This window comes from Bradyrhizobium betae (genome assembly GCF_004123905.1).
Taxonomy (GTDB): domain Bacteria; phylum Pseudomonadota; class Alphaproteobacteria; order Rhizobiales; family Xanthobacteraceae; genus Bradyrhizobium; species Bradyrhizobium betae_A.
On record NZ_MZXW01000024.1, the window covers coordinates 176,171 to 196,028 of the forward strand.

The following is a 19,858-nucleotide window of genomic DNA, read 5'->3' on the forward strand; positions in this document are numbered from 1 at the left end:
TTCAGGAGTTCACGATGACCGGCATCCCGTGCAGCCAAGCCGATCCGTTTGCACCTGATTTCCTGACCAATCCCTACCCCGCCTACGAAGCGCTGCGCGCGCTCGGACCGGTGTTCAGGCTCGAGCGTTACGACGTGTGGGCCATGGCGGGCTATGCCGGGGTCGAGGCGGCGCTGAAAGACTGGAAGAGCTTCATCAGCGGCGAGGGTGTCGGCCTCAACGGGATGAACCCCGCTTTGCCGAGACCGCTGACGCTTCAGATCGATCCTCCCGACCACGACAAGGGCCGCCGCGTCCTCGGCCGCACCCTGTCCCCGGGCGTCGCGCGGCGACTGCGCGAAACGTTTCAGCACGAGGCGGAGAAAAAGGTTTCGGAGCTGATCGACAGAGGCACGTTCGATGCCGTTACCGATCTCGCCGAAGCCTATCCGATGAAGGTCTTTCCGGACGCGATCGGCATCCGGCCAGATGGCCGCGAAAAGCTGCTGGCCTGGAGCACCTTTGTATTCGACAGCTTTGGTCCCGAGAACGATCTGCTGGCGGCATCGCGGAAGGAAGGTCTCGCGGCGCAGAGCTGGATCATGGAATGTTGCGCGCGAGACGCGTTACAGCCCGACGGGCTCGGCATGATGATCTATCAGGCGGCCGACGAAGGCGAGATCAGCGAGCACGAAGCAACCCATCTGGTGCGGCCGTTTCTCACCGCCGGGATCGACACCACCGTCAACGGCATCGGCAACACCCTTCTGGCGCTCGCCACGCATCCGGACCAATATCGCAGGCTCCACCACAAGCCGGAGCTGGCGCGCAACGCCTTCGAGGAAGGCCTGCGCTACGAGTCGCCGGTGCAGACGTTCTTTCGAACCACCTCGCGCGACGTCGAGATCGGCGGCAATTTGATCCCGGCGCACCGCAAGGTGCTGCTGTTCATGGCGTCGGCCAACCGGGACCCCGCGCGCTGGAATAATCCGGATCGTTTCGAGGTGGAACGGGTTGCGACCGGACATGTCGGTTTCGGCGCCGGCATTCACGCCTGTGTCGGCCAGATGATCGCACGCCTGGAAGGCGAGTTGATTTTTGGCGAGCTCGCCAGACGCGTGAAGACCATAGAGCTTACGGCGGAGCCCCGGCGCAAGCTCAACAATTCCCTGCGCGGGATGGAGAGCATGCCGGTCCGCGTGACGGCGGCCTAGGCCGCATCACGCGGCGCGACGGGCGTGGTCCTCAGTTCCGCGGAGCCGCTGCCGCCGCCGAGCGCGCCGGACGCGGTGCGCCCGGTTCGGCGACGGGCGCTGCCGGTGCGCGCGAGCGCATGATCGCGGCGTCGATCTCGCCGATGACGCGGCGCTGGATCGCCTCGTTCTTGTCGATCGAGATGTGGCCGACGCCGGTGCCGCGCACGTCGACGTTGTCGAGCTTGCCGCGCAGGCCCGCTGCAGCTCGCACCGGCTCGCCGGGGCCATCGCCGATATAGATGTTGATGTAGCGCTCGGCGCCGGTCGACAGTTTTGTCTTGAACACGGAATCGAGACCGATCGCGAGCTTCACGGGAACGCCGAGCTGATTGAGCTTGGCGATCATGTCGGGCAGCGCGGTCGCGCCCGAGGAATGGCCGACCAGGACGATGGTCTTGATGCGCCCGGCCCTGTAGTTGGCCGCGGCTTCGTCGGCGAGCGAGGACCAGGACACAAAGTTGGCGACGGTCACCGGGATGCCCTGCGCCTGGAGGCGGGAGCCGATCGTGTCGAGCCCGAGCGAGAAGATGTTGAGCACGCCGCGCAGCAGGTAGACATGCGTGGTCTGGGCCGCGGCCTGGCTCGGCGCTGCCTTGGCAGGGGCCGGGTTGATGGCAACAGCTGACAGCAGGAGCAGGCAGATCGCCCACATCCGGAGGGCGGGCAACTGGCTGGCGCCGGCGGTGTGACGGCCGTTCGGTCTCATCGATCTTTTCCCTGGGGACATACGCTTTGCGATTGGCCGGAATCGTAGCCACGACCTGCTCGCAGACGCAACAAAGAGGCGCGTGAACGGCAAATCTTAGCAGCACGCCGTGACCATAGCGCAACACCCGCCCGAAACCTGCCACCGAAGCGCCTGTTTTGAGACCATTTTTCTCCGGCCAATTGCGACCGGGCAAGGCCATTCCTATCTCAGGGCTCCGCTGACCCGCCTCCCCGCAGGTTCCAGCTTCCCTTCCCCTGCCATTGCCCCCTCAGACCTGCGGCCATCATGTCCTCCATCATTTCCGTCGCCAATTTGTCGAAGACCTATGGGTCCGGCTTCAAGGCGCTCAAGAACGTCAATCTCGATATCAAGCGCGGCGAGATCTTTGCGCTGCTCGGGCCGAACGGCGCGGGCAAGACCACGCTGATCTCGATCATCTGCGGCATCGCCAATCCGAGCGAGGGCAAGGTTCTCGTCGGCGGCGAGAACATCCAGACCTCCTATCGCAAGGCGCGCTCGCTGATCGGCCTCGTGCCGCAGGAATTGCACACCGACGCCTTCGAGAGCGTGTGGGCCACCGTGAGCTTCTCCCGCGGCCTGTTCGGCAAGCCGAAGAATCCTGCGCACATCGAGAAGGTGCTGAAGGACCTCTCGCTCTGGGACAAGAAGGACAACAAGATCATCACGCTTTCCGGCGGCATGAAGCGCCGCGTGATGATTGCGAAAGCGCTCTCGCACGAGCCGCAGATCCTGTTCCTCGACGAGCCCACCGCCGGCGTCGACGTCGAGCTGCGCAAGGGCATGTGGGAGGTGGTGCGCGGCTTGCAGCAATCCGGCGTCACCATCATCCTCACCACGCATTACATCGAGGAAGCCGAGGAGATGGCCGACCGCATCGGCGTCATCAACAAGGGCGAGATCGTGCTGGTCGAGGACAAGGCGACCCTGATGTCGAAGCTCGGCAAGAAGCGCCTGACGCTGCATTTGCAGGGCAAGGTCAATTCGCTGCCGGACAGTCTCGCGCATTACGAACTCGACCTCTGCGATGGCGGCGCAACGCTGGTCTACGATTACGACACCAAGGGCGAGCGCACCGGCATCACCAGCCTGCTCAGCGACCTCCGCACCGCCGGCATCCGCTTCAACGATCTCGACACGACCCAATCGTCGCTCGAGGACATCTTCGTCGACCTCGTGAGGACGTCATGAATCACCGCGCCATCCGCGCCATCTATCTGTTCGAAATGGCACGCACCTGGCGCACGGTGCTGCAAAGCATCGTCTCGCCGGTGGTCTCGACCTCGCTTTATTTCGTGGTGTTCGGTGCTGCGATCGGCTCGCGCATCAGCCAGGTCGAGGGCGTCAGCTACGGCACCTTCATCGTGCCGGGCCTGATCATGCTCTCGGTGCTGACGCAGAGCATCGCCAACGCCTCGTTCGGCATCTACTTCCCGAAATTCACCGGCACGATCTACGAGATCCTGTCGGCGCCGATTTCTTACTACGAGATCGTGCTCGGCTATGTCGGCGCGGCCGCGACCAAGTCGATCATTCTGGGCCTGATCATCCTGGCGACGGCCGGGCTCTTCGTTCCCTTGCACATCCAACATCCGATCTGGATGCTCGCCTTCCTGGTGCTGACGGCGGTGACGTTCAGCCTGTTCGGCTTCATCATCGGCATCTGGGCCGACGGCTTCGAAAAGCTGCAGATGATCCCGATGCTGGTGGTGACGCCGCTGACCTTCCTCGGCGGCAGCTTCTATTCCATCGACATGCTGCCACCGGCCTGGCACACGGTCGCGCTGCTCAACCCGGTCGTCTATCTGATCTCCGGCTTCCGCTGGAGCTTTTACGAGATCGCGGATGTCAGCGTGGGCGTCAGCATCGGCATGACGACGGCGTTCCTGGTGGTCTGCCTCGCCGTGATCTGGTGGATTTTCCGCACGGGATATCGGCTGAAGAATTGATACCCCGCTGTCATTCCGGGCTCGCCACTCGCGCGCCCCGGAATGACGGCGATCAACTCACCGATAACAATGGAAGCGGTGATAGCCGTCATAATAGCCGCGGCAGCGGTAATGGCGGTGATGTGGAATGCCGAACACACCCTCCACCGCCCCTACGGCCCCACCAACACCGGCACCGACCGCGCCACCAACAACGCCGCCCACGGGGCCGGCGATCCGGTTACCCTCATAAGAGCCTTCCTGCGCGCCGCGCACGATGCCCTGAGCACGGCCGGCATGCGGCAGCGCCAACAGCGCGAGCAGAATAGCGGCTGCTGCGAACAGCAGGCGGGCAGGTAAACCGGCCGGCATTGACGTGGCGGCGATACGGGCTTTGTTCATCTTCGATCCCAAGGGAAATACGGGGCTAACGGCGGCGGGTGCTGCCTGTCGGGTAGGTGATAATCAACGTCTGACGCGGCCAAATGGTTGCGCCTTTGTGACGAATTGTCGGCGTCGTGAACGCATCGCCGCTCGCGAAAATGTCAGCACCGCCGGCAGCCACGCGGCACAAAGCGGCCTTGCTTACGCCCGGCGTCACGTTAACGATGGCTGGGCGAGCCGCTGGAACGAAAGCCGGATTGCAGGCATATTGCAGGCCGGGGGACGGAGAGCCGCGGCGCCTTGCACGAACAGGCCGGAGGCCAGGACTCAAATGCGTTTCCAGATGCGTTCATATTTCATCGCTTTCACCTCCCTGATCCTTTTGAGCGCCGGCACCGCGCAGGCCAAGGTCGAGATCACCGTCGACAAGGACAATCAGCAGATGACCGTCGCCGTCGACGGCGTCGCGCGCTATCACTGGCCGGTGTCGACAGGCATCCCCTCGCGCGAGACGCCGGGCGGCGCATTCCGCGCCTTCCGCATGGAAGAGGATCACTACTCCAAGGAATTCGACGACGCGCCGATGCCGCACGCGATCTTCTTCACGAAAGTCGGCCACGCCATCCACGGCACCGACTCGGTCGGCCGCCTCGGCACGCCCGCCTCGCATGGCTGCGTGCGGCTGTCGCGCCAGAATGCCTCGACGCTCTACGCGCTGGTGCAGCAGCAGGGCGTGCTCAACACCACGGTGACACTGACCGGCTCGGCGCAGGTGGCGCTCGCCCGCAATCCGCGCGGCCGCAACCCCACAGCCGTGGCCCGCGCTCCGCAGCAGCCTGCCGAAGAGCAGTACGCCACCACGGGCGATCCGGTGAACCTGACGCCACCGGCGCAGCCCGCCCGCCGCTACATGCCGCAGGACGACAATTACATCTATCCGGCCGACGGCAGCGACACCGGCGCGCGCTATCCGGCGCCGCGCGGCGGCCGCCCGCTCTATGACGCGCAGGTCTATCAACAGCAGCAGCCGCAGCAATATTACAATCAGGGCTCCGGCCAGCAGGGCTATTACTATCAGCCCCAGCCCCGGCAGCTTTATCAGCCGCGCGGCTACTATTACCAAAACTGATTCTATTTGAACGCGGCGTCGCCGCGCTCGACGATTTTTCGCGCAGCTTCGACGAAGGCACGGGCGACGGGTTCGAGGATCTCGGGCCCGGTCGTTGTGAGATCGTCCGACGGCGTGTGGAATGTGCGATGGCGGCCGGCCATGCCGAGGAAATTGGCATAGCCCGCCGCATGCACGTCGCGCAGCTCGCCGACCGCCTGCTTCTCCGTCACCAGACGTTTTGCCTCGACTCTGGCGAAGGCCTCATCGGTCAGAGCGACCGCGGATTTGCTCAGCACGAGATAGCGCTCTTCCTCCGCCCGATCGGTGCGGGCGCCTTCCGCAAAGGCATAGCACGCGTTCGACGAACCGAAATGAATCCACGCCAGCGTGTCCTTCGGGGCCGGCGCGCCGTTCTTCAGGAATAGCTCCATGCCGCCATGGCCGATCTCGTGGCCGGCGGTGGCGATGAAGACAAAATGCGCCGGCCATTTCTCCGCGGCGACGGTGCGCGCCAGCGCGAGGAAATTGGCGATGCCGGGGCCGCGTTCACAGACGCACGTATACCAGCCAGTCATCGGCGTCGAGACGACGATGGTCGGCCCACGGCCGGTGCCGATCGAGGCAATGACGTTGCGGCCGGCAACGTCGCGCTCGTAATGGCCCTTGACGTCGAAGGTGACAGGCGTGCCTGCGGCGAGCGCGCGCTCGAACAAGGCTCGCGACTTGGCACCGACCACGATCACCGGCACCGGCCAGGGCGCATCCTCCTGCGTGACATTGTAGGCGAAGCGCTCGTCGGCGGGATTGCCGATCATCACGAGGATCGCCGCGGGCTTTTTCGCGGCCGCTTCCGTGATCGCTGCACGATGATTTGGGCCGAGATAGGCGCCACGGTCGAACGGCAGGTCGAGCAGAAGGATTTTTCCGGCGACATCGCCCTCGCGCGCCAGCGGCGCGGCGAGATGGAAGCTCGCTCTGTCCTCCGGCGGCCACCAGAACGGCGTCGCCTCGACAGACGTGCCGGCCGCCTCGGCGCTCGCCTGCTCGACCACGTATTGCCGGCCGAGCACGACCGCCTGGAAGCTGACGTCGAACCCCGCCTGCTTCATCCCGCCCGCGATCCAGTCGGCAGTCGCGCGGTCGCCGGGGGAGCCGAAACGATGCAGGCCGAACGAGGCATAGCGCGCGACGTCTTCGTGAAGACTGGCGCCGGAGAGCACATCCTTGGCTGCTGCTTGTCCGGCCATGAGAACCGCCATGATCGCGATGATGATGTGCCGCATGTGAATGGCTCCCTGTCTTTTTTTGAGGGTCAGTTTCCGCTTTCCGCGACGGCCGTCAACCATTTGTCGACCACGAAGCTGGACGACCCCGGCAAGGATTTCATAAGCTCCTCCCTTCCCTTCCTCTCACTTGGGCTGCGAACCTTGATGCTCTCACGTGCCGCAACAATCCTGACGGTGCTCTCGGTTCTCACTGCGGGACAAGCCATGACCTTACAAGCTATGGCCTTTGATCTCGAGGCGCATCGCGGCGGGCGGGCGCTGTTGCCGGAAAACACCCTGCCGGCCTTTGCCAACGCGCTGTCGATAGGCGTGGACACGCTGGAGCTCGATGTCGGCATCACCGCCGATGGCGCGGTCGTCGTGTCGCATGAGCGGGGGCTCAATCCCGACCTCGCACGCAGCCCCGACGGCAACTACATCACGCCACCCGGTACGCCCTTCGTGAAGCTGCGGCTCGAGGACGTCAGGACCTACGATGTCGGCCAGATCCGGCCGGACAGCGCTTACGCCAAGCAATTCCCCGAGCAGCGCGCTGTGCCGGGCACGCGCATTCCGACGCTGGAGCAGCTGTTCGCGCTGGTACGCAAATCCGGCAACATGCGCGTGCGCTTCAACATCGAGACCAAGATCGATCCGAACCATCCGGACGAGTCGCTCGGCCCGCAAGCTTTCGTGTCGAAGCTGCTGAGACTGATCGAGACTGAAAAATTCTCCGACCGCGTCATGATCCAGTCGTTCGACTGGCGGACCTTGCAGCTCGTCCAGCAGCAGGCACCGGCGATTCCAACCGTCTATCTGACGCTTCAGCGCGGCTCGGCCCCCACCATCGTCCTCGACCAGGCGACCAACTGGACAGCGGGTTTCAGTCCGGCCGATCATGGCGGCTCACTGCCGCGCACCATCAAGGCTGCGGGCGGCGCGATCTGGTCGCCCTATTTCGGCGATGTGACCGCGGCGCTGATCTCGGAGGCCCACGGGCTCGGGCTGCGCGTCGTGGTCTGGACGGTGAACAAGCCCGACGACATCGCGCGCATGATCGAGCTCGGCGTCGACGGGATCATCTCGGACAGGCCGGACCTGCTGCGCCAGGTCGCCGGCGAGAAGGGAATTTCGCTGCCGGCGGGAACGCCGGTCGAGCCGTAAGCTTCAGTCTCGTGTCCCGGACGCGGTGCAGCGTGCAACGCTGCTCCGCAGAGCCGGGACCCAGATTGCCGCTAGCATGGGCCTCGGCTCTGCAGCGCACCGCTGAAGAAGCGCTGCGCTGCGTCCGGGGCACGAGAAACTTCTGCCGCGGCCCTACTCTCCATCCCGCAAGCGCCGATACAACGCGCCGAGGATGTTGGAATAATCGTCGGTCCAGACCCGCACCCTGTCGTCGGCTTCGGTCTGCTCCCACACCTTCGAGGAGGCGAGCTTCCCGACATCTTCCTCCTCGCGCGCGGAGATGACGACGTCGGTCGAGAAGATGTAGTCCCCATCGCGCCCGGAATCCTCGTTGAAGACCCAGCTCTTCATATCGTTGGCGTCCGCAATTCCGACCACGACGGTCTCGAGATCGAGGTGCCGGTTAGAGACGTGCATCACCACGGCGCCGTGCGGAGCAAGCTTGTCCTTGTAGATCTTCATCGCCTCTTCGGTGGCAAGATGGATCGGGATCGCATCGGACGAATAGGCATCGACGATGATGAGATCATAGACGCCGTCCGGCTCCTTCGCGAAAGTGAGGCGCGCGTCGCCGATCACCGGCTTCAGGCCGGGCATGCAGCTCGAGATGTAGCGGAAATTCTTCGGGTCGCTCGCGGCGTCGACCATGGACTGGTCGATCTCGAAGAAGGTCCAGTTCTCGCCGGGCTCGGCGGCGCAGGCGAGCGTGCCCGAGCCGACGCCAATCGCCGCGACCTTCAGCGGAGCGCCCTTGCGCTCGCGGATCGCGGTGATGGCCTGACCGATGCCACCGTCCTTGTGGTAGTAGGTGATCGGCTCGGGCCGGCCGGTGACCGGCGTGCCGTCATTGTTGCGGAAGCGCTCGGCGCCGTGGATCGTGGTGCCGTGCATCAGCACATGGAAATAGCCGCCGGGCGTCTCCACGATCTTGTGCACGCCGAAGAAGCTGCGCACGGTGGTGACGCGGCCTTCGTCCGCCGGATAGATCCGGATCAATGCCAGCGCCAGCGCGACGGTGGCAAAAATCTTCCAGCGCCCGGCATTGAGCGCCAATGTCAGCAGCGCCGCGAGCACTCCAACGGAGCCGGCGACCCAGACGCGGTGATCCTCGAACCAGGTCGAGAGGCTGCCGGTGGTGTAGGACGGCGCAACCAGCGCCGCCGCGAGCACGGCGAGCGCCACCCAGTACCATTTGGCGATGCCGGCGAGGCGCTCGTTCGCGGACGGGCGGCACAGCGCGGCGAGCGCGATCAGGATCGGGTATTCGGCGATCCACGAGAAGGTGAAGGGCGCGACGAGCCCGGCAAACAGGCCGCCGACCATGCCGCCAAACGACAGCGCGACATAGAAGCCGGTGAGATATTTGGCTGCGGGGCGGGTCCGCGCCAGTTCGCCGTGACAGGCCATGGCGATGACGAAGAAGCACAATTGATGACCGCCGAGCGTCAGCAGCAGGTTCTGCTCGCCGCCGAAGGCCAGCAGGAAAATGACGCCCGCGATCGCGACCGGCTGGAGCATCAGCATCCATGTGTGCGGCAGCAGCGGCCGCGACTGGAACACCACCACCCAGGTCAAGAGATACAGCGACAGCGGCAGCACCCACAGCAGCGGCGCGGCCGCGACGTCGGTCGAGATATGCGCGGTGACCGCAATGAGCAGGCCGGACGGCACCGCGGCGAGGAAGATCCAGCGCAGTCGCATCACCAAGCCGGGGGCCGGCGCATTGATCTCCTCGGTTCGCGCGTCGGGCAGCGCCAGCTTCGGCGAGCGCAACAGCAGCACGCCGCAGGCGGCAATCAGGAGAATCAGCAGACCGTAGCCGCCGGTCCAGAGCCGGTTCTGCGTGTGCAGCGTGAACATCGGCTCCAGCAGGAACGGATAGGACAACAGCGCGAGGAAGCTGCCGATGTTGGAGGAGGCATAAAGGAAATAGGGATCATGGCCGGCGGGATGGCCGGTGCGGACGAACCAGGCTTGCAGCAGCGGATTGTTGGCCGCCAGCGCAAAGAACGGCAGCCCGATCGAGACCACGAACAAACCTAGCAGCCAGAACGCATAGCCCGACGCGGGCGGCTCGCCATAGGCTGTGGCGATGCCGAGCGGCAGCGTGACGAAGGCCAGCACCAGCAGCAAGAGATGCACCACCACCGGAATAATGCGATTCCGGACCTGCATCAGCAGGTGCGCATAGGCATAGCCGGCCAGAAGCAGCGACTGGAAGAACACCATCGCCACCGACCACACCGCCGGCGAGCCGCCGAGCCGCGGCAGCACCATCTTCGTGAACAGCGGCTGCACCGAGAAAAGCAGGAGCGCGCTGACGAAGATCGCGGCGGTGTAGACCGTCAGCAGCAGCCGGTTGCGCGACGAGGACGGCTGCTCCGTGGCGGCGGGTTGCACGATCGAATCCATGGAAGCTCCAGCAAAACCCCGGCGGGCGCCGGACGGGCGCAATGGAGCACAAGGCGCCTGAACGGGCAATAAAGGGGCTCGTGATGTTGCAGCAAGGAATGGCTGATATACAGATGTCATTCCAGGTCCGTTCCTTCGGACCATCCCGGAATGGCAGCGGAACAACTCGAACTCGTCATGACCGAAACTGACGTCGTCATCATCGGCGCTGGCCATAACGGCCTCACCTGCGCGACCTATCTCGCGAAGGCGGGCCTGCGTGTGCGCGTGGTCGAGCGCCGCAGGGTGGTCGGCGGTGCCGCGGTGACCGAGGAGTTTCATCCGGGGTTCAGGAATTCGGTCGCGGCCTATACCGTGAGCCTGCTCAATCCGCAGGTCATCCGTGACCTCAAGCTGGCCGAACAGGGCCTGCGTATCGTCGAACGGCGCGCCCAGAATTTTTTGCCCGCGCCTGACGGCAGCTATCTCCTCACCGGCGAGGGGCGGACCAAAGCGTCCGTCGCGCGGCTCAGCGCGCATGATGCGGAGGCACTCGACGGTTTTTCGCGCGAGCTCGAAGACATCGCGGACGTGCTCAGGCAATTCGTGCTGCGGGCGCCGCCGAACCTGCTCGACGGTTTCGGCACCAACGCGATCCGCGAGGCCGTGAACGCATTGCAGAGCGCCAACATCCTGCGTGGCCTCTCGCTGGAGCAAAGCCGCAGCCTGCTCGATCTCTTCACCCGCTCGGCCGGCGAGATGCTGGACGAGCGCTTCGAGCACGATCTGGTCAAGGCGCTGTTCGGCTTCGATGCTATCGTCGGCAATTATGCCAGCCCCTACGCGGCGGGCTCGGCCTATGTGATGCTGCACCACGCCTTCGGCGAGGTGAACGGCAAGAAGGGCGTCTGGGGCCACGCCATCGGCGGCATGGGTGCGATCACGCAGGCGATGGCGCGCGCCGCGCGCGACAAGGGCGTCGTGATCGACATCAATGCGGGCGTGCGCGAGGTGATCGTCGAGCGCGACCGCGCCGTCGGCGTGGTGCTGGAGAACGGCGAGACCATCCGCGCAAAGTATGTCGCGGCCAACGTCAATCCAAAACTGCTCTATACGCGGCTGATCGCGGCCGACGCCCTGCCCCAGGATTTCCTGACCCGCATCCGGCACTGGAAGAACGGCTCCGGCACCTTCCGCATGAATGTAGCGCTGAACCGCCTGCCCTCCTTCACCGCGTTGCCTGGCGACGGCGATCATCTCTCCTCCGGCATCATCCTGGCACCCAGCCTCGGCTACATGGACCGCGCGTATCTCGATGCGCGGGCGCAAGGTTGGAGCCGGGAGCCAGTTGTCGAGATGCTGATCCCCTCGACGCTCGACGACACGCTGGCGCCCGAAGGACAACACGTCGCGAGCCTGTTCTGCCAGCACGTCGCGCCCGAACTGGCCGACGGAAAGTCCTGGGACGACCATCGCGATGAGGTCGCCGATCTCATGATCGCGACGGTGGACAACTACGCGCCGGGCTTCGCGGGAAGCGTGCTCGGCCGCCAGATCCTGTCCCCGCTCGATCTCGAACGGGAGTTCGGTCTGTTAGGCGGCGACATCTTCCACGGCGCGCTGAGCTTGAACCAGCTGTTCTCGGCGCGGCCGATGCTGGGCCATGCCGATTATCGCGGGCCCCTGAAGGGTCTGTATCACTGCGGCTCCGGCGCCCACCCCGGCGGCGGCGTCACCGGCGCGCCCGGCCACAATGCGGCGCAGGCGATCCTGAGGGATCACCGCTCGCTGTTCGGAAGCCGTGGATAGGTCTGTGGATGGGTTGTTGAAAGGTCTGTGGTCGGGCAGGCGACACCTGCGCAAAACTGATTGGGACCGGCTGGGGAGAGCCAGTGGAAAAGTTGGGGATGAGCGGCGGGATAGGCCCTGGATAGCGTGCGGAAAACGAGCGGACAGGCTGTGGGTAATTCCTGCGAGCCCCCAAAACGACCTCGCCCGCCAGGGGGCAATTCCCCGTGCGGGCGATCGTCAGGAAACAGCCTATGAAGAAAGTAGCCCCGCTGGGAAATGGGAGGCGGAAATTACTTCAAGGAGGTGCTAATCGAACCGAACTTGTCGTTCATTGTGCTGCCCAGGCTGTTCACCACGGTGATGATCGCCAACGCGATACCGGCTGCGATCAGGCCGTATTCGATCGCGGTCGCACCAGATTCGTCGGACCAAAACTTCAAAACCACGCGCTTCAAGACTCGCCTCCGTCCTATTCCAGGGTGTGTTGGTTGGTTCCAACATCCGGAAATATACGGAGTACAACCTGCGGGCAGGTTAACTCGGGAACTGCAAGTTATACGGAAAATTGGGAACAAAAGTTCCAAAAATTGAACTCAACGGAACCCTAAATGCAGCCTTCTCCCACCCATCGCGCCAGCTTTTCGATCGGCACCGAGGCTGCGGCGAGGCGTGTCGTCGACGTGCTCACGGAGGTCTTTTTCGAGGGCGATGCGGCGGTCGCCGCATTCGAGCGGCCGGACGGACAATGGGACGTCACGCTGCATTTCGCCGACGCGCCGGACCAGGCGCTGCTGCGCGAACTCGTTGCGACTTCAGCAGGAAATGAGATCGCCGCGACGCTTGCCTTCGACACGGTCGAGGCCAAGGACTGGGTCAAGGCCAGTCTGGAAGATCTCGTCCCGGTCCCGGCTGGACGTTTTGTCGTGCACGGCAGCCATGACCGCGACCGCGTGGCGCCGAACAAGCTCAAGATCGAGATCGAGGCGGCGCTCGCCTTCGGCACCGGCCATCACGGCACCACGCGCGGCTGTTTACTGTTGCTTGACCATGTCCTGAAGAGCACCCGCCCGAGCAACGTGCTCGACTTGGGCACCGGGACCGGCGTGCTGGCCATTGCCGCGGCGAAGGCGCTGCATCGCAGGGTGCTGGCCTCCGACATCGACCCACCCTCGGTGCGGGTGGCGGCCGAGAACGCGACGCTGAACGAAACAGGTCAACATGTGCGGGTGATCCGCGCCACCGGCTTCGCCGCGCCGGATTTTGCGAAATGCGGCCCGTTTGACCTGGTGCTGGCCAACATCCTGGCCAATCCGTTAAGGCAATTGGCCGGCCCCATGACGCGGCACCTTGCCGCTCGCGCGCGCGTCATCCTCTCCGGCCTGCTGACACACCAGGCACCAGCCGTGATCGCCGCCTACCGCGCGCGTGGCCTGGTGCCGGTGAAGCACCTGCGGATCGAGGGGTGGAGCAGTTTGTTGCTGCGGAAGATGGATTGAGGTGCATCCGCGGCGGCGGTGCGCCCCCTCGCCCCGTTCTTATGGGGAGAGGGTTGGGGTGAGGGGCCTCTCTCCGCACGCGAGATCGTCGAGAGACCTGTACCCCCTCACCCGGATCGCATCTCCGATGCGATCCGACCTCTCCCCGCAAGCGGGGCGAGGTGAAGACCGCCTTACTCCGCCGGCTTGTCGTCCCGACGCACCACGCGCTCGTCCTGTAGTGCGCGCCTTGCGCGTCGCTCGGCAAAACGATCAATGATCTGGCTGATGAGGCCGCGCGGCTTCTTCGGTGTCGTTGCGGCCGGGGCGCGGCGCGTCGGCGGCGAAATCTTCTCAAACGTGAACGCTGGCATCGTGTGTCCCCTCGCCGTTGAGATGAACCACTTGCTCGAATTTCCCTGTTATCCGGACGAAGCGCAACTGCTGCATCCTGTACTCCACTCAATTCGAATGGAACTTTTTCAAGCACAGTCCATGCCAGTTGCGACCTCAAATGCGTCTACATTGCGGACTGATCCTCATGATCCTAAACTGAGCCATGTTCGAAGCACACTTCCAGACATTCGAGGAGCCCGAGGCCGGCGTCGCGTTGACGGCGCGCCTTGCTGCACTTCGCGAAGAACTCGCCCGCCGCAAGCTGACCGGCTTCGTCATTCCGCGCGCCGACCAGCAGCAGAATGAATATGTACCCCCGTCGGAAGAGCGGCTGGCCTGGCTGACCGGTTTTACGGGCTCGGCGGGATTGGCGGTGGTGCTGACGCATGAGGCCGCGGTCTTCGTCGACGGCCGCTACACGATCCAGGCCGCCAAGCAGGTCGACGCAAAGGCCTGGGCGGTGGAATCGCTGATCGATCCGCCGCCGGAAAGCTGGGTATCGGCGCATCTGAAAGCCGGCGACCGCCTCGGATTTGATCCGTGGCTGCACACTTCTTCGGCAGCCGAGCGCCTGTCCGCCGCCTGCGTCAAGGCCGGCGCCGAGCTGGTCGCCGTCGACAGCAATCCGGTCGACGCCGTCTGGCAGGACCGGCCGCAGCCGCCCCTCGCCCCGGTCGCCGTGCATAGCCTGCAAAACGCCGGCGCCGCCGAGGCCGAGAAGATTACGCAGATCAAGACCGAGATCGACAAGCTCGGCGTCGACGCGCTGGTGCTGTCCGACAGCCACGCCGTGGCCTGGACCTTCAACATCCGCGGCGCCGACGTCGCGCATACGCCGCTGCCACTGTCCTACGCGCTGGTGCCGAAGGACGGCCGTCCCACCATCTTCATCGACCACCGCAAACTCTCCAACCTCTCGCGCGATCATCTCGAGCAGTCCGCCGACGTGCGCGAGCCCGATGCGATGGCGCCGACACTGATGGCGCTGGCCAAGAGTGGCGCCGCGGTCGCGCTCGACAATGCCACCGCGGCAGATGCGCTGAGCCGGCTGATCACGGGCGCCGGCGGCAAGCCGGTGCGCGGCAGCGATCCCGTTGCGCTGCTCAAGGCGGTCAAGAACGCGACCGAGATCAAGGGCACGCAGACGGCGCATCGCCGCGATGCCGTGGCGCTGGCGCGCTTCCTCGCATGGATCGATCGCGAGGCGCCGAGCGGCAGGCTCACCGAGATCGACGCGGTCGAGGCGCTGGAGACGTTCCGCCGCGACACCGGCGCGCTGAAGGACGTCTCGTTCCCGACCATCTCCGGCACCGGCCCAAACGGCGCCATCGTGCACTACCGCGTCACCCGCAAGAGCAACCGGCGCATCGCGCCCGGCGATCTGCTGCTGATCGATTCCGGCGCGCAATATGAAGACGGCACCACCGACGTCACGCGCACCATGGCCGTGGGCGAACCCACGGACGAGATGCGCGACCGCTTCACCCGCGTGTTGCGCGGTCATATCGCGATTGCACGCGCGATTTTCCCGGATGGCACCACCGGCGCGCAGCTCGACACGCTGGCGCGGCAATATCTCTGGGCCGCCGGCGTCGATTTCGAGCACGGCACCGGCCACGGCGTCGGCAGCTACCTCAGTGTGCATGAGGGACCGGCGCGGATCTCGAAACTCGGCACCACGCCGCTGAAGCGCGGCATGATCCTCTCCAACGAGCCCGGCTATTACAAGACTGACAGCTTCGGCATCCGCATCGAGAACCTCGAGCTGGTGGTCGCCGCCGACATCGAGGGCGCCGAGAAGCCGATGAACGCGTTCGAGACGCTGACCCTGGCCCCGATCGACCGCCGACTGATCGACGTCGCGATGCTGGGCAAGGAGGAGCTTGACTGGCTGAACGCCTATCATGCGCGTGTGCAGGCCGAGGTCCGGCCGTCGCTGGACGAGGCGACGAAGGCGTGGCTCGATCAGGCGACGGCGGAGCTGACGGCGTAAGATCGCGCGGCGGAGCGCGACGCATGGCGCTACTCGATTTGCGCAGGGCTGTTTCCTCACCACCGCCGTCATGCCCCGCGAAAGCGGGGCATTCAGTATTCCAGAGACAGCAAACGCATTTGGAGAAGCCGCGGCGTACTGGATTCCCCGCCTTCGCGGGGAATGACGTCTCATTTGTGGAACAAGCTATGCGCCCAATCGGTCACCATCGTGCCCTCATCGTAACCGTCCCAAAATCCGAATAGCCGCATTCCGAAACGCCGATATCCGTCTTGCGTGAGCACGCTACAGTCGATTCGAATTCGAAAGACGGACAATTATGCACGGTATGATCAGCAAGCCGCCGGGAGCGGCCACCAACATCGCGACCTCGCGCGTGGTGTTGCTGCTGCTGGTCGTCATGACCGGGATCGCTCCGATCTCGCTCTACATCCTGGTTCCTGCACTTCCCGTGCTGGCGAGGACTTTCGGCCGCGACATCTCGATCGCGCAGATGACGGTGTCGCTCTATATGGTCGGCATCGCGATGTCGCAGATCATCATGGGGCCGCTGTCGGACAAATTCGGGCGGCGCCCGGTGCTGCTATCCGGCCTCGCACTGATGGTCGCAGCCAGCATCGCCTGCATCTTCGCAGAGACGCTGCCGCAGCTGATCGCCGCGCGTTTCTTCCAGGCGCTCGGCGGAGCATCCGGCATGGTCGTGAGCCGCGCCATCATTCGCGACATCTATCCGCGCGAACGCGTCGCCTCGATGATCAGCCTCGTGATCGCAGCCCTGATGATCGGCCAGATGGTCTCGCCGCTCACCGGCGGCTTGATCGAGACCGCGTTCGGCTGGCGGGCGATCTTCTACGCCGTCACGATCGGCGCCCTTGCGGTTGCTGTCGGCATCGCGATCGCGTTGCCGGAGACGCGTCGCAGCCGCGCGGCCGGCAGCGGCGGCTTTCGCGGTGACGTCGGCACCCTGATCAAGAGCCGGGCCTTCATCGGCTATGTGATGTGCCAGGTGCTGGCCTCGCAGATCATCTTCACCTTCGCCGGCGGCGGCCCCTACATCGTGGTGACGCAAATGGGCCGGACCAGCGCCGAATACGGTGCGTGGTTTGCGACAACAGGCTTTGCATATCTCGTCGGCAATCTGCTCTGCGTGCGCTTTGCGCCGCGGCACTCGCTGGAAAGGCTGATCTGGTTCGGGCTGGCCTTGCAACTGTGCGGCAGCCTGCTGAACTTGCTCTGGAGCTTTACCGGCTGGAACGAAGCACCGGCCTGGCTGTTCGGCACGCAGATGATCGTGATGGTCGGCAATGCTTTCGTGATGGCGAACTCGGCCGCCGGCGCGATCAGCATCCGCCCCGAAGCCGCCGGCACCGCCTCGGGCGCAATGGGCTTCCTCCAGCAGGGCATCGGCGCGCTGACGTCGCAATTCGGCGCCTATCTCGGCGGCCATTCCGCAACGACGCTGCCGCTGACATCCGCGGTGCTCGCGATCTCGCTGCTCTGCGCCTGCATGATGATCTTCGTCGTCCCCCGCCGCGAATTGGTGGTGAGCGAGGCACTGATCGAGCAGGCCGAGGAGGAAGAGACGGGGATGATGTGAGGGGCGGCGGTCGTCGCAACACCCTCGGTGTCATCGCCCGCGAAGGCGGGGGATCCAGTACGTCGCGGCCTCTCGGCTCAATCACGACTGTCTCTGGAATACTGGATCGCCCGCCTTCGCGGGCGATGACAGCGGAGTGAGAGGCGCGAACGCGCTCCCCTCACTCCCCGATCAGCGTCAGCCACTCGTCCTCGGTCAACACCTTGACGCCGTGCTTGTTGGCTTCCGCGAGCTTCGAGCCGGCACCGGGGCCGGCGACGACGAGGTCGGTCTTCTTCGATACCGATCCCGATACCTTCGCTCCCAGCCGCTCCGCAGTCGCCTTGGCTTCGTCGCGTGTCATCTTCTCCAGCGAGCCCGTGAACACCACGGTCTTGCCGGCGACAGCCGAGTTGCTCTTCGGCTTCTCGGCGTCGATGATCTCGACTTCCTGCGTCAGCCGCTCGACGATGCCGCGATTGTGGCTCTCGCCGAAATAATCGGCGATGCTCTTGATCACGGTGTCGCCGATCTGGTCGAGTGCGTCCATCTCGGCGACCGCCTCCTCATCGCCCTTGGCGACCTTGAGGCAGGCATCGTGGAAAGCGTCCCAGGAGCCGTAGCCGCGCGCGAGCGCCAGCGCCGTGGTCTCGCCGACATGACGCATGCCGAGCGCATAGACGAAGCGCTCCAGCGCGATTCTGCGCCGGCTCTCGATCGCGCCGAACAGATTGCGCACCGAGGTTTCGCCGTAACCTTCGATCTCCTCGAGCTTGAGCTTCGAATTGCGCCTCTCCAGCGTGAAGATGTCGGCGGGCTCCTTCACGAAACCCTCGTCGAAGAAATACTGGAGCTGCTTCTCGCCGAGACCGTCGATGTCGAAAGCGCGCCGCGACACGAACAGTTTCAAGTGCTCGATCTTCTGATAGGGGCAGGCGAACTCGCCGGTGCAACGGGATCGCGACTCCTCCTCGCCCGCCGCCGTCTCCCCGCGCACGACGTCGGTGTGCAGCGGGCAGGGACACTTCTTCGGGAGGTGAAACTCTTTTGCAGTCTTCGGCCGCTTGTCGAGGACGACGTCGACCACCTGCGGGATCACGTCGCCGGCGCGCTGGATCACGACGGTGTCGCCGATCCGGATGTCGCGGCCCTCGCGCAATACCTCGCCCTTGTTGCCGATGCCCCTGATGTAGTCCTCATTGTGCAGCGTGACATTCTGCACGATCACGCCGCCGACGCCGACCGGCTCGAGCTTGCCGACCGGCGTGAACGAGCCGGTACGCCCGACCTGGATCTCGATGTCGCGCAGCACTGTCATGGCGCGCTCGGCCGGGAATTTATGCGCAATGGCCCAACGCGGCGTACGCGAGACGAAGCCCAGCCGTTCCTGCCAGTCGATGCGGTCGACCTTGTAGACGACACCGTCGATGTCGTAGTCGAGCTCGGCGCGCTCTTCCTCGATGCTTTGATGGAACGCGATCAGCTCCTCGACCGAATGGCACAGCTTGGTCAGCGGATTGGTCTTGAAGCCGCAGCGCTCGAACCAGTGGATCATGCCGCTCTGCGTGCCCTCGGGCATCGCGCTCATCTCGCCCCAGGCATAGGCGAAGAAGCCGAGCGGACGCGAGGCGGTGATGGTCGGGTCCTTCTGCCGGAGCGAACCCGCGGCAGAGTTGCGCGGATTGGCGAAGATGGTGTCGCCGGCCGCCTTCTGCCGCTCGTTGAGCGCCAAGAACGCCTTCTTGGTCATATAAACTTCGCCGCGTACCTCGCAGATATCAGGGACGTTGCGTCCCCGAAGCTTCTGCGGGACGTCCTCGAGCGTGCGGATATTGGCAGTGACGTCCTCGCCAACCGCACCGTCGCCGCGCGTCGCCGCGGTGACGAGCTCGCCGCCCTCATAGCGCAGCGACATCGAGAGGCCGTCAATCTTCGGCTCGGCCGAGAAATCGATCTTGTCGTCGTCGAGCTTCAGGAAGCGCACGATGCGCCCGACGAAGTCGCGCACGTCCTCATCGGCAAAGGCGTTGTCGAGCGACAGCATGGGCACGGAGTGCCGGACTTTTTTGAAGCGACCCGACGGTGCCGCGCCAACCTTCTGTGAGGGTGAATCCCCGCTGACGAGTTCAGGAAAGCGCTTTTCGATCGCTTCAAGGCGCTGGCGCAGCGCGTCGTACTCGGCGTCGGTGACGGTGGGGGCGTCGTCCTGGTAATAGCGCTCGTTGTGCCCTTCGATCTCGAGCGACAGCCGCATGTGCTCGATTTTGGCCTGCGGCTTCGTCAGGTCGGCGACGTCGCGAAGCGGTTTGGATTTTGCTGCTCTTGCCATGGTGCTTGGATACGACGGGGCGGGCGGGAGGGTAAAGGCGGGTTGGGCTCTTTGTTCCCCGGATGCAATGCG

General features: G+C 64.7%; 16 protein-coding genes. 9 read left to right on the plus strand and 7 right to left on the minus strand.

The annotated features are described in order from the left end of the window. Positions 1-14: 14 nt before the first annotated feature. On the plus strand, positions 15-1,193 hold the full coding sequence (locus B5V03_RS22475; protein WP_129272572.1) for a cytochrome P450: 1,179 nt from the start codon (positions 15-17) through the stop codon (positions 1,191-1,193). Between the two features lie 31 nt (positions 1,194-1,224). Here B5V03_RS22475 and B5V03_RS22480 read toward each other — a convergent pair whose 3' ends face one another. Beyond that, positions 1,225-1,941 (minus strand): hypothetical protein, encoded by a 717-nt coding sequence (locus tag B5V03_RS22480; RefSeq protein ID WP_129272573.1) that lies wholly within the window; start codon positions 1,939-1,941, stop codon positions 1,225-1,227. Positions 1,942-2,229: 288 nt separating this feature from the next. Here B5V03_RS22480 and B5V03_RS22485 point away from each other — a divergent pair, with 288 nt between their 5' ends. Beyond that, complete coding sequence (locus tag B5V03_RS22485) at positions 2,230-3,153, plus strand: ABC transporter ATP-binding protein (protein WP_129272574.1); 924 nt, start codon at positions 2,230-2,232, stop codon at positions 3,151-3,153. Then, positions 3,150-3,911: an ABC transporter permease gene (locus B5V03_RS22490; RefSeq protein ID WP_129272575.1), complete on the plus strand. Its 762-nt coding sequence runs from the start codon at positions 3,150-3,152 to the stop codon at positions 3,909-3,911. Before B5V03_RS22485 ends, B5V03_RS22490 begins: the two co-directional genes overlap by 4 nt. Positions 3,912-3,968: 57 nt before the next feature. Here the strand turns inward: B5V03_RS22490 and B5V03_RS22495 are convergent, their stop codons facing one another. Beyond that, positions 3,969-4,292 (minus strand): hypothetical protein, encoded by a 324-nt coding sequence (locus B5V03_RS22495; protein ID WP_129272576.1) that lies wholly within the window; start codon positions 4,290-4,292, stop codon positions 3,969-3,971. Between the two features lie 325 nt (positions 4,293-4,617). Here B5V03_RS22495 and B5V03_RS22505 point away from each other — a divergent pair, with 325 nt between their 5' ends. Further along, positions 4,618-5,403: a L,D-transpeptidase gene (locus tag B5V03_RS22505; protein WP_164988202.1), complete on the plus strand. Its 786-nt coding sequence runs from the start codon at positions 4,618-4,620 to the stop codon at positions 5,401-5,403. A 2-nt stretch (positions 5,404-5,405) separates the two neighbouring features. Here the strand turns inward: B5V03_RS22505 and B5V03_RS22510 are convergent, their stop codons facing one another. Then, positions 5,406-6,668 carry a hypothetical protein gene (locus tag B5V03_RS22510; RefSeq protein WP_129272578.1) on the minus strand — a complete coding sequence of 421 codons (1,263 nt, stop codon included), beginning with the start codon at positions 6,666-6,668 and terminating at the stop codon, positions 5,406-5,408. A gap of 147 nt (positions 6,669-6,815) precedes the next feature. Here B5V03_RS22510 and B5V03_RS22515 point away from each other — a divergent pair, with 147 nt between their 5' ends. After that, positions 6,816-7,814 carry a glycerophosphodiester phosphodiesterase gene (locus B5V03_RS22515; protein ID WP_129272579.1) on the plus strand — a complete coding sequence of 333 codons (999 nt, stop codon included), beginning with the start codon at positions 6,816-6,818 and terminating at the stop codon, positions 7,812-7,814. A gap of 153 nt (positions 7,815-7,967) precedes the next feature. Here the strand turns inward: B5V03_RS22515 and B5V03_RS22520 are convergent, their stop codons facing one another. Next, positions 7,968-10,247 (minus strand): spermidine synthase, encoded by a 2,280-nt coding sequence (locus tag B5V03_RS22520; RefSeq protein WP_129272580.1) that lies wholly within the window; start codon positions 10,245-10,247, stop codon positions 7,968-7,970. Between the two features lie 177 nt (positions 10,248-10,424). Here B5V03_RS22520 and B5V03_RS22525 point away from each other — a divergent pair, with 177 nt between their 5' ends. Beyond that, positions 10,425-12,035 carry a phytoene desaturase family protein gene (locus B5V03_RS22525; protein WP_129272581.1) on the plus strand — a complete coding sequence of 537 codons (1,611 nt, stop codon included), beginning with the start codon at positions 10,425-10,427 and terminating at the stop codon, positions 12,033-12,035. Between the two features lie 272 nt (positions 12,036-12,307). On the opposite strand, the gene B5V03_RS22530 is transcribed toward B5V03_RS22525, so the two are convergent. Next, the gene (locus B5V03_RS22530) at positions 12,308-12,472 is read right to left on the minus strand and encodes a Flp family type IVb pilin (RefSeq protein WP_164988203.1); all 165 of its coding nucleotides are present in this window, start codon (positions 12,470-12,472) and stop codon (positions 12,308-12,310) included. A gap of 153 nt (positions 12,473-12,625) precedes the next feature. Here B5V03_RS22530 and B5V03_RS22535 point away from each other — a divergent pair, with 153 nt between their 5' ends. Beyond that, positions 12,626-13,513: a 50S ribosomal protein L11 methyltransferase gene (locus B5V03_RS22535; protein ID WP_129272582.1), complete on the plus strand. Its 888-nt coding sequence runs from the start codon at positions 12,626-12,628 to the stop codon at positions 13,511-13,513. 173 nt (positions 13,514-13,686) lie between these two features. Here the strand turns inward: B5V03_RS22535 and B5V03_RS22545 are convergent, their stop codons facing one another. Further along, complete coding sequence (locus B5V03_RS22545) at positions 13,687-13,866, minus strand: hypothetical protein (RefSeq protein WP_129272583.1); 180 nt, start codon at positions 13,864-13,866, stop codon at positions 13,687-13,689. Between the two features lie 185 nt (positions 13,867-14,051). On the opposite strand from B5V03_RS22545, the gene B5V03_RS22550 reads away from it, so the two are divergent. Then, positions 14,052-15,881, plus strand: a complete 1,830-nt coding sequence (locus tag B5V03_RS22550; RefSeq protein ID WP_129272584.1) for an aminopeptidase P family protein — start codon at positions 14,052-14,054, stop codon at positions 15,879-15,881. A gap of 319 nt (positions 15,882-16,200) precedes the next feature. Beyond that, positions 16,201-17,478: a multidrug effflux MFS transporter gene (locus B5V03_RS22555; RefSeq protein WP_129272585.1), complete on the plus strand. Its 1,278-nt coding sequence runs from the start codon at positions 16,201-16,203 to the stop codon at positions 17,476-17,478. 160 nt (positions 17,479-17,638) lie between these two features. Here the strand turns inward: B5V03_RS22555 and ligA are convergent, their stop codons facing one another. After that, positions 17,639-19,786, minus strand: a complete 2,148-nt coding sequence (ligA, locus tag B5V03_RS22560; RefSeq protein ID WP_129272586.1) for an NAD-dependent DNA ligase LigA — start codon at positions 19,784-19,786, stop codon at positions 17,639-17,641. Between the last annotated feature and the right edge of the window lie 72 nt (positions 19,787-19,858).